Here is a 9,137-nt window from a genome sequence, read left to right on the forward strand (position 1 = left end):
AGGCTGCCGGACCTGCCGGCCCCGCCGCCGGTCGAGCCGCCGTCGGTGCCGAATCCTCAGCCCGCGCCGGCGCCGGTCGGCTGATCAGCGCAGTTGGTAGGTCACCGTCGCGACGACGCGCACCCGCTTGTCCAGCGAGGTTGATTCCGTGTCGATGTCCTCGCGGGCCAGGATCTCGAACGAGCCCTGCGTGGCCTGACGGATCGGCCCCAGCGGCGCGCCGGAATCCTTGGCGAACTGCTCGGCGCCCGACCGGGCCGAGGCGGTGGCTTCGGCGATCATCGAGGGCCGCACGTCGTTCAGCTTGGTGAAGACGTAGTTCGGCGCGGCGAAGTCCAGCTGCACGCCTTGGCGCACCAGGTCGTTGAGCGCCCGTTCGGTGGTCGCCACACGCTGCACGTCATTGGTCCGCACCGTCACGCTCTGGGAGACGATGTAGCGGACCAGGTTCTCGGACGATCCGTATTCGCGCGCCTTGGTGTCGGTGACCTGCATGCGGCCGACGGACACCGCCGCGTCTGGATAGCCCTGCGTCCGCAGGAAGGTGCGCACCACGGCCAGGTCACGATCGATCTGGGCCTGGGCGGTCGGCAGGTCGTCGTTGGCGGACTTGAAGCTGAGGGTCAGGACGGCGAGGTCGGCGACCACGTTCCGCTCGGCCACGCCGCGCACGGTCACCTGTCGGTTGCCGACCTGGGCGTTGACCACGCCTGACCCGATGAAGGCCCCCGCGCCGATCAGTCCGATGGCGATCAGACCCCCGAAGACGGCGGGCGGCAGCAGGTTTTTGTCGAACTGAACGGCCACGGCGGGGCTCCCTGAAGAAGCGCCGACGATGCGCTCGCCACGGTGGTTGTCAATCGGTCGAAACCTGACCCGCGAAAGATCGGTCGCCGCCCGCCCAGGCCAGGGCCAGAAGGCGGCAGGCGGAGGCCAGAGGCGTGCGTCCGCGGGTCTCGTCGATCCGCTTCATAAGGCCCGCGTGCGACAGCCCCAACGCCGCGCCGACGCCGTCCAGCACGGTCCAGAATTCAGCCTCCAGCGCCACCGAGGTGGCGTGGCCGGACAGGGAGACGGAGCGCTTCTTCAGCATCCGGCCTCAGTAGGACGCTCAGCGCACGCCGACCAGCACGATATCGGCGCTGGCGGGCGCGCCGTTGGTCAGCACCGCGTGACGCGTGTCGGTGGTGAACCGCAGGGCGCCCGAGGGATCACGGATCTCGGCCCGAACGGCGTAGGTGTGCCGTGGATCGATCTGGCTGGAGGGGAGGCCGAGCGTCGCCTGGTACGGCGGTCCCCGTCCGTCCAGGGTCTCGCTATGTTCGGCCAGCACCCGGGCGGGGGCGTCCGCCAGGCTGACGTCCTCGACGCGCACCTTAAACACATGGCCCGGCGGCAGCAGGATGCGCTCGCGATAGGTGGCGGTGACGTTCACGGTGGTCATGCCGTGTCCGATCTGCGGATCCGGCGCCGCCGAGGGCGCACAGGCCGCCAGGGCCAGCGGCAGAAGGGTCATCAGGATGGCGCGTTGCATGAAGGGTCCTCCGTCAGGTTCAGACAACCTAACACATGTGGAGCGATCAGGCTGCGACGGTAACGTCGTTCACCCGCGGGACGGATCGCGGTATGGTGCCGCTGTCCTCCACCGGAACGCGCCATGACCGCCGCCGCCGACTTCGATGAATTCAAGCCGCAACGGTTGGAGCCGCTGACGGCCTTGCGGGCCTTCCGTCGTCTGATCCGCAACAAGGAGGACACCGCCCAGGTGTTCGAGATCATGCGCGCCCTGTCGGGCGGTTCGATCGGCCACGGCTACAACCGCATGCTCAAGACCATGGAAGGCGGCCGCCAGGCCTTCCTGCGCGAGGAGCTGGCGCACCGGCTGGACGACCCCGAATGGCTGGTCCGCTTCGGTCCCGGCACGGTCGGCGCCGCCTACCGCGAGTTCCGCGAGGCGCGGGGCTTCACGGCCGAAGGGCTGGCCGACGAGGCGCGCAAGGTCGCGCCCCTGGCCGACGCCGAGCATCCGGTCATCTGGTATTCGCGCCGCCTGCGCGACGTGCACGACATCTGGCACGTACTGACGGGCTATGAGACCGACGCGCTGGGCGAGGCCTGCGTGGTGGCCTTCTCCTACGCCCAGACCCACAACCTCGGCTTCGCCTTCATCGGCTGGGGCGCGGCGCGCGAGATCCAGCGCGAGAACCGCTCCATCCCGGCCCGCCGCGCGGTCTGGCAGGCCTACCGCAACGGCCGCGTCGCGCGCTGGCTGCCGGGGCTGGACTATGAGGTCCTGTTCGCCCGCCCGCTGGACGAGGCTCGGGCCCATCTGGGCATCCGTCCGGCCAGCGCCTATCACGCCGTCCCGGTCGAGGCGCGGCAGGCGCTGAAGCTGCGCGCCTGAGCCCGCGTCCGCACAGACAAGCACGCCTTATGTCGGATCACCGATAACCCGGCTTGTGCCCGGACCCCGGCGCGGTTCATCTGCAAGGCATGACCGCTCCGACCGAAGCCCCCGTCTCGCGTCCGCGCCTGTCCCGGACCACCCTGCTGGGGATCGGCGGGGTCATCATCTGCGCGATGATCTGGGGCACGACCTGGTACGCCATCACCCTGCAGATGGGCTCGACGGCGCTGCTGGCCTCGATCGTGTGGCGCTTCGGCCTGGCCTCGGCGGTGCTGTTCGTCGGCTGCCTGATCTTCCGCCAGAACCTGAAGCTGACCCGCGCCCAGCATCTGGCCGCGCTGGGGCAGGGGGCGTTCGCCTTCTCGGTCAGCTACAGCTTCACCTACGCGTCCGAGACCCACGTCGCCTCGGCCATCGTGGCGGTGACCTTCGCTTCCCTGACCTTCATCAACCTGGTGCTGTTCCGCCTGATCGCCCGCCAGAAGGCGGCGGCCGCCTCGTGGGGCGGGGCGATCCTCGGCCTGATCGGGGTGGCGGTGCTGTCGGGCGGAGAGGTGCTGGGCGCCGGCTTCGACCGTCGGGCGGCGGTGGGCGTGGGCCTGGCCCTGGTCGCCACCACGGCCTCGGCCTTCGGCAACTTCTTCGCCTGGAAGGGTCAGCAGCATGGTTCGGCGGCCATTCCCTCGACCGCCTGGGCCATGGCCTACGGCACCGGCCTGCTGGTCCTCTACGGCCTGGCGACCGGGGTGAAGTTCACCATGGACCTCAACCCGACCTACATCGGCTCGCTGCTGTATCTGTCGCTGTTCGGATCGGTGATCGCCTTCGGCCTGTATTTCACCATCGCCCGCACCCTCGGCTACGCCATGGCCAGCTACATCTCGGCCCTGACCCCGCCCATCGCCATGCTGGTGTCGGTCACCTTCGAGGGCGCGCGCTTCGGCTGGACCGCCCTGGCCGGCCTGCTGCTGGTGCTGTCGGGTCAGGCGCTGCTGATCCGCGCGCCGAAGAAGGTCTAGCGGCGGAACCAGCCCGCCTTCTTCTGTCGCCGGTCGGCCTCGAACAGAGGGGCGGCCTCGGCGGGATCTTTGGCCTTCGCCAGCTTTTCGCGCCGGATCTTCTCAGCCGTGATCCGGCGCATGGCGATCAGGGCGATCAGGCCGGCGCGGGTGTGCGGGGCGTAGCCGCCCATCTCAGTCCTCCAGCTTGGATCCATCCAGAAGCCGTTCGGCGCGCGTCCGTTCCTTTTGCGCCTTGGTCTTGTCCGCCTTCGAGCGTCCGTGGGCGGCGCGATTGGCGGCGGCGGCGGTTTTCGCCTCGGCCTTCGCCCGGTCCTTGCGGACCCGGTTCAGGTTCACGACCTCGCCCATGACGACCTCCGTGATGCAACCCGATGCGGATCGGGCGGTTTTCCCAGACCCAACCGTCTGAGGAGAGAACTCATGGTAGATGCATCGCAAATCCGCGAACACCTCGAAGTCGTCGGTTCCGACGGCGAACACGTCGGCCGCGTCGATCACGTCGTCGGCGACCAGATCGAACTGGCCAAGCTGGATCTCGCCGGCGGCTTCAAACACCACATGATTCCGGTCAGCTGGGTCGACCATGTCGATGAGCACGTCCATCTGAATGTGACGAAGGACGAGGCCAAGTCCCGCTGGACCGAGAAGCCCCACTAGCCTTTCCCAGGTTACCCCGAATTCACCTGCGGCCCGCTGTTACCGGCGGGCCGTTGGCTTATGTTGAGGGCATGATCCGTCTGCTCCTCAACATCCTCTGGTTCATCTTCGGCGGCTGGCTGTCCGGCCTGCTCTGGCTGTTCGGCGGCGCCGTCCTGGCCCTGACCATCGTCGGCCTGCCGTGGACCTTCGCGGCGTGGCGGATGGCCAGCTACAGCTTCTGGCCGTTCGGCCGTGAAGTGGTCTGGCAAGAGAACGTGAACCCCGTCGCCGGCGGCCTCGGGGTCGTGCTGAACGTGATCTGGTTCCTTGTGGCGGGCTGGTACATCGCCCTGTCGCACCTGCTGATCGCGGTGGCCGAGTTCATCACCATCATCGGCATCCCGTTCGCGCTGAAGGACCTGGACCTGGCCAAGCTGGCTCTCGCTCCGGTCGGGCGGACGATCCGCGACAAGCCTTGATGACGACTGGCGGCGCGCCACAACGTCAGGTTTCGTAAGTAACGTCGTTCTCCCATATCCGGATGCTGTCCGGACATCCAAGGGAGGACATGATGACTGACAGCATTGAACTACAAAGTCGGGATGACGACACCGTCATCTGGGCGCCTGAGTTCGAGACCCTGGCCGAGCCGGTGTTGCGCCCCGGCTATGTCCCGCCGAACGCGCCGGTCAGCAAGACGCCGACGTTGGGCGGGTCGCCCAAACACGTGAACTGGGAAGGGAACGTCGGTCCCGACAATCGTCGCTTCCTGCTGGACAGGCGTTTCCCGTGGGCCGCCGTCGGTCGTCTGCGCAGACCCGGCGATCCGGACTTCGCCACGGGCGTCCTCGTCGGTCCCCGGCATGTGCTGACGGTGTCGCATGCGGTGAACTGGGTGAATGTCAGCTCCGATCCCAATAAGCCGGACCTGCGCTACGACGCCCACAACCATCCGGTCCTGTTCGCCGCCGGCTACCGTGCGGATCAGGGTCCGGTGACGCCCTTCGGAGACGTACCGGTCGTCAAGGTCGTGACCGCCGTGCCTTACCTGCCGTCGCCCTTCGTGCCGCCGGGCATCGTGGATGCGGCCACGGGCGGCTCCATCAGCACCCGGGCGCTGGATCTGGCCGTTCTGATCCTCGCTGAGCCCATCGGCAACGCGGTCGGCTGGTTCGGCTTCACTGGCTGGAACAAGGACTGGAACGGCAAGGCGATGTGGAGCCACATCGGCTATCCGCAACTGTCGGACCAGGCGCCGCCCGAGCTGCTCTACGGAAGGCCCACCTACCAGGGACCGGACAGCCTGCCCGCCATCGTCGAGTTGCGGACCAAGGATTTCCGCATGCCGAACGGAAGCGTCATCAAGGCCACCAACATGATCAACACCTTCGACATCGAAGGCGGGCATTCGGGCGGTCCGATCTTTTCCTGGTTCGGCAACGAGGCCGCGCCGCGGGTCGCGGCGGTCATGAACGGCCGTCGTGGCAAGCCGGCGCCGGGCCAGGCGATGGACATCGGCCAAAGCGCCTCCGGCGGCTCCTATCTCGTCAACATGATCGACTACGCGCTCAAGACCTTCCCCTAGCCTTCAGCGTGACCTCGCCGGGACCGCTTCAGCCCGGCGAGATCATCTTCTCGGGACGGACGTACTGGTCGAACTCCTCGTTCGTCAGATAGCCGCCGCCGACCGTTTCCTCGCGCAGGGTGGTGCCGTTCTTGTGCGCCGTCTTGGCGATCTTGGCGCAGATGTCATAGCCCAGCTTGCCGTTCAGGGCCGTGACCAGCATCAGCGAGTTTTCAAGGCCGCGCTTGATGTTGTCCTCGCGCGGCTCGATCCCGACGACGCAGTTGTCGGTGAAGCTGATCGCCGCGTCGGCCATCAGGCGCACCGACTGCAGGAAGTTGTAAGCCATCACCGGGTTGAAGACGTTCAGCTCGAAATGCCCCTGCGACCCGGCGAAGGTCACGGCGGCCTGGTTGCCGAACACCTGCACGCACACCTGGGTCAGGGCTTCGCACTGGGTCGGATTGACCTTGCCCGGCATGATCGAGGAGCCCGGCTCGTTCTCCGGCAGGGCCAGTTCGCCCAGGCCCGATCGCGGGCCGGAGCCCAGGAAGCGGATGTCGTTGGCGATCTTGAACAGCGACGCGGCGACGGTGTTGATCGCGCCGTGGCTGAAGACCATGGCGTCGTGGGCGGCCAGGGCCTCGAACTTGTTCGGGGCGGTGACGAAGGGCAGGCCGGTGATGCCGGCGATCTGCTCGGCGACCTTCTCGGCGAAGCCCACGGGGGCGTTCAGGCCGGTGCCGACCGCGGTGCCGCCCTGGGCCAGCTCCATCAGCTTGGGCAGGGTCTGCTCGATCCGCTCGATGCCGTTGGCGACCTGCTGAGCGTAGCCGCCGAACTCCTGGCCCAGGGTCAGCGGGGTGGCGTCCTGGGTGTGGGTGCGGCCGATCTTGATGATGCCCTGCCAGGCGTCCGACTTGGCCTTCAGCGCGGCGTGCAGGTGCTTGAGGGCGGGCAGCAGGTCGCGCACCACCTGTTCCGCGCAGGCGACGTGCATCGCCGTGGGATAGGTGTCGTTCGACGACTGGCTCATATTGACGTGGTCGTTGGGATGGACCGGCTTTTTGGACCCCATCTCGCCGCCCAGCATCTCGATGGCGCGGTTCGAGATCACCTCGTTGGCGTTCATGTTCGACTGGGTGCCCGAGCCTGTCTGCCAGACGACCAGCGGGAAGTGGTCGTTGAGCTTGCCCTCGATCACTTCGTTGGCGGCGTCGACGATGGCCTTGCCGATGGCCGGGTCCAGCTTGCCCAGCGCCATATTGGTCTCGGCGGCGGCGCGCTTGACGATGCCCAGGGCGCGGACGATCGGCAGCGGTTGCTTCTCCCAACCGATCTTGAAGTTCCCCAGCGACCGTTCGGCCTGCGCCCCCCAATACCGGTCAGACTGAACCTCGATCGGGCCGAAGGTGTCGGTTTCGATGCGGTGGGTCATGGCGGAGAGGCTCTTCAGGCGTGGCGGGAGGATGCGCGGCGGTGTAGCACGAGCACGCGCGCGGACAAGGCGGAGGAGGTCGGTGATGCGGATCAGGACGGCGACGGTCATGGGCGCATTGGCGCTCGCGGCCTGCGCGACCACGGCGACCGGCGCGGAACAGCCGCGGGTCGTGCTCGAGACCGACGCCGGGCGGATGGTGCTCGCGCTCGACCTCGACAGGGCGCCGCTGTCGACCTGCAACTTCCTCGCCTACGTCACCGACGGCGATTACGACGGGGGAAGCTTCTTCCGCACCGTGGTGCGCCAGACCAACGCCAATCCCTATCCGATCGATGTCATCCAGGCCGCCACGCCGCGCGGTTCGGACGACGATTCGCGCCCGCCCATCCCGCTGGAGCGCACCCGCGACATCGGCCTGCGCCACGTCGCCGGCGCCGTCTCCATGGCCCGCGACGGGCCGGACACCGCCACCTCCAGCTTCTTCATCGTGACCCAGGACACGCCCGTGCTCGACTTCGGCGGGGGGCGCAATCCGGACGGCCAGGGCTTCGCCGCCTTCGGTCATCTGGTCGAGGGGCTGGATGTGGCGCGCCGCATCCAGATGTCTCCGGCGAACGGCCAGGAGCAACTGACTCCGCCGGTCGTCCTCCGCTCGGCCCGCATCGTGGGCGAGGTCCCGGCCCAGTGCCGACCGTGACCGCCGGCTGGATCGGGACCGGCAAGGTTCGGGCGCGCGAACTGGACGGCGTGGTCGAGATCACCGTCGAGGGGCTGACCACCCAGGCCAAATACTACAAGCCGCTGGTCTATGAGTTCATGCGCAAGGAGTGGACCTCGCGTCCGTCCTGGGGCGACTACGTCGTCGAGATCGTCATGGAGCACGTCGGCGATCCGCCCTGGATGGACCTGGACAATCTGGCCAAGGCCTTGCTGGACGCCATCAAGGGCTATCTGTTCCACGACGACAGCCAGGTCGCCCGCCTGCTGGTCGAACGCCACGAGGGCGAGCGCGAGCGCATCACGATCCGGGTGTTTCCGCGAAACTGAATTCTCCCTCCCCCTTGTGGGGAGGGATGTCGGCGCGTCGGCGGCGACTCGTATCCGAGCGCTCGGCTCCCCACCCGTCCCGCTGCGCGGTCCACCCTCCCCAGGAGGGGAGGGAGAGCTACGGCGCCCTTTGATTGAACCGCCGGCCGCGTCGGGTCGAGAAGGCGGAGCCTTCTGAGCGCGGCCTAACGTGAATCGCTGCGCTGAAAGCGCAGCGTCGGCAGGCGCATCTGCATGTCGGCCCCGACGAACAGCTGCGGCTCGGAAGGGTGATCGACCTCCGCCTCCTGCTCCTTGCGGCTGACGCAGGCGCGGGTAGTGGCGGCTAGGGAGAGGAAGTCGGTGGCGGTCGGCAGGCTTTCCAGCACACAGCCGTCGAACCACGGATAGTGCTCGTCAGCACCGCAGCCGAACGAGGGCCGGTCGCGCCGCGCCGCGGTCAGGACCATCCTGTTCGGCGCCTGCAGGGCGTTGACGAAGATGCCGGAATAGCAGGCCGAGATGATCACCACGGTCGGGCGCGCGCCACAGCTGTTGCGCACCATGTTGGACATGAGGTCCGGCGCCATGCGCGGCGCATCGCCGAAGACCATGCCGTCGGGCGCGCCGTGCGAGGTGAAATAGATCAGGCAGCCGCGCGTGGTCTTCGCCGCGGCCGCGCGCACGCCGGCCAGCACCGTCGCCGGGCTGTCGGTGCGCAGGGAATAATCGACCATGTCGGTGCGGCTGAAGCCGGCGTCGAGGAAGCCCCGGATCAGGTCGCGCCGGGCGTTGTCGAAGGCCTGGATCGGCTGTCCGCGGCTGTCACGCCAGTCGGCCTGGATGATCGCCGAGGTCCACCCCTCGAAGCGGCTGGGCGCCTGCGCGGCCGCCGGTCCGGCGAGCGTCAGCAGCCCGGCCAGCAGAACGATCAAACCCCGAAGCATGCGCAACCCCCGCTGTTCCAGTCCGCTCAAGTTAGTCCATGCGGCGGAGAGGGGAAGGGGTCACTTCTTGCGGAATTGATCCAGCGAAACG

General features: G+C 67.9%; 14 protein-coding genes. 7 read left to right on the forward strand and 7 right to left on the reverse strand.

Going from position 1 to position 9,137, the window contains the following annotated elements; all coding sequences use genetic code 11:
• Nucleotides 1-84 precede the first annotated feature (84 nt).
• The 3 genes from Q0C81_RS11640 to Q0C81_RS11650 are packed head-to-tail and all read right to left on the reverse strand — an operon-like array spanning nucleotide 85 to nucleotide 1,534.
• Nucleotides 85-807 carry an SIMPL domain-containing protein gene (locus Q0C81_RS11640; RefSeq protein WP_291837842.1) on the reverse strand — a complete coding sequence of 241 codons (723 nt, stop codon included), beginning with the start codon at nucleotides 805-807 and terminating at the stop codon, nucleotides 85-87.
• Between the two features lie 49 nt (nucleotides 808-856).
• Nucleotides 857-1,093 carry a ribbon-helix-helix domain-containing protein gene (locus Q0C81_RS11645; protein ID WP_291837846.1) on the reverse strand — a complete coding sequence of 79 codons (237 nt, stop codon included), beginning with the start codon at nucleotides 1,091-1,093 and terminating at the stop codon, nucleotides 857-859.
• Nucleotides 1,094-1,111: 18 nt separating this feature from the next.
• A complete protein-coding gene (locus tag Q0C81_RS11650; protein ID WP_291837848.1) occupies nucleotides 1,112-1,534 on the reverse strand; it encodes a YbaY family lipoprotein in 423 nt (140 codons plus the stop codon).
• Between the two features lie 123 nt (nucleotides 1,535-1,657).
• Here Q0C81_RS11650 and Q0C81_RS11655 point away from each other — a divergent pair, with 123 nt between their 5' ends.
• The gene (locus Q0C81_RS11655; protein WP_291837851.1) at nucleotides 1,658-2,404 is read left to right on the forward strand and encodes a Coq4 family protein; all 747 of its coding nucleotides are present in this window, start codon (nucleotides 1,658-1,660) and stop codon (nucleotides 2,402-2,404) included.
• 89 nt (nucleotides 2,405-2,493) lie between these two features.
• Nucleotides 2,494-3,426, forward strand: coding sequence for an EamA family transporter (locus Q0C81_RS11660; protein ID WP_291837854.1), 933 nt, complete (start codon nucleotides 2,494-2,496; stop codon nucleotides 3,424-3,426).
• On the opposite strand, the gene Q0C81_RS11665 is transcribed toward Q0C81_RS11660, so the two are convergent.
• Together Q0C81_RS11665 and Q0C81_RS11670 are read right to left on the reverse strand one after the other, a co-directional pair.
• Complete coding sequence (locus Q0C81_RS11665; RefSeq protein ID WP_291837857.1) at nucleotides 3,423-3,599, reverse strand: hypothetical protein; 177 nt, start codon at nucleotides 3,597-3,599, stop codon at nucleotides 3,423-3,425. The genes Q0C81_RS11660 and Q0C81_RS11665 overlap by 4 nt on opposite strands.
• 1 nt (nucleotide 3,600) lies before the next feature.
• Nucleotides 3,601-3,777, reverse strand: coding sequence for a DUF4169 family protein (locus tag Q0C81_RS11670; RefSeq protein WP_291837860.1), 177 nt, complete (start codon nucleotides 3,775-3,777; stop codon nucleotides 3,601-3,603).
• Between the two features lie 72 nt (nucleotides 3,778-3,849).
• Here Q0C81_RS11670 and Q0C81_RS11675 point away from each other — a divergent pair, with 72 nt between their 5' ends.
• The 3 genes from Q0C81_RS11675 to Q0C81_RS11685 all read left to right on the forward strand — a co-directional run bounded on the left by Q0C81_RS11675 (nucleotide 3,850) and on the right by Q0C81_RS11685 (nucleotide 5,653).
• Nucleotides 3,850-4,086, forward strand: coding sequence for a DUF2171 domain-containing protein (locus Q0C81_RS11675; RefSeq protein WP_291837863.1), 237 nt, complete (start codon nucleotides 3,850-3,852; stop codon nucleotides 4,084-4,086).
• 71 nt (nucleotides 4,087-4,157) lie between these two features.
• Entirely contained in the window at nucleotides 4,158-4,547 is a 390-nt protein-coding gene (locus tag Q0C81_RS11680; protein WP_291837866.1) for a YccF domain-containing protein, read from the forward strand.
• Between the two features lie 92 nt (nucleotides 4,548-4,639).
• Nucleotides 4,640-5,653 (forward strand): hypothetical protein, encoded by a 1,014-nt coding sequence (locus tag Q0C81_RS11685; RefSeq protein WP_291837869.1) that lies wholly within the window; start codon nucleotides 4,640-4,642, stop codon nucleotides 5,651-5,653.
• A gap of 28 nt (nucleotides 5,654-5,681) precedes the next feature.
• Here Q0C81_RS11685 and fumC read toward each other — a convergent pair whose 3' ends face one another.
• Nucleotides 5,682-7,070, reverse strand: a complete 1,389-nt coding sequence (gene fumC / locus Q0C81_RS11690) for a class II fumarate hydratase (protein ID WP_291837872.1) — start codon at nucleotides 7,068-7,070, stop codon at nucleotides 5,682-5,684.
• An 85-nt stretch (nucleotides 7,071-7,155) separates the two neighbouring features.
• On the opposite strand from fumC, the gene Q0C81_RS11695 reads away from it, so the two are divergent.
• Together Q0C81_RS11695 and Q0C81_RS11700 are read left to right on the forward strand one after the other, a co-directional pair.
• On the forward strand, nucleotides 7,156-7,770 hold the full coding sequence (locus Q0C81_RS11695) for a peptidylprolyl isomerase (protein WP_291837875.1): 615 nt from the start codon (nucleotides 7,156-7,158) through the stop codon (nucleotides 7,768-7,770).
• A complete protein-coding gene (locus Q0C81_RS11700) occupies nucleotides 7,767-8,120 on the forward strand; it encodes a RusA family crossover junction endodeoxyribonuclease (RefSeq protein WP_291837881.1) in 354 nt (117 codons plus the stop codon). Before Q0C81_RS11695 ends, Q0C81_RS11700 begins: the two co-directional genes overlap by 4 nt.
• Nucleotides 8,121-8,305: 185 nt before the next feature.
• On the opposite strand, the gene Q0C81_RS11705 is transcribed toward Q0C81_RS11700, so the two are convergent.
• Nucleotides 8,306-9,046, reverse strand: a complete 741-nt coding sequence (locus tag Q0C81_RS11705) for a C13 family peptidase (protein ID WP_291837878.1) — start codon at nucleotides 9,044-9,046, stop codon at nucleotides 8,306-8,308.
• Nucleotides 9,047-9,137: the final 91 nt, after the last annotated feature.

The organism is Brevundimonas sp. (assembly GCF_023259385.1).
Taxonomy (GTDB): Bacteria; Pseudomonadota; Alphaproteobacteria; order Caulobacterales; family Caulobacteraceae; genus Brevundimonas.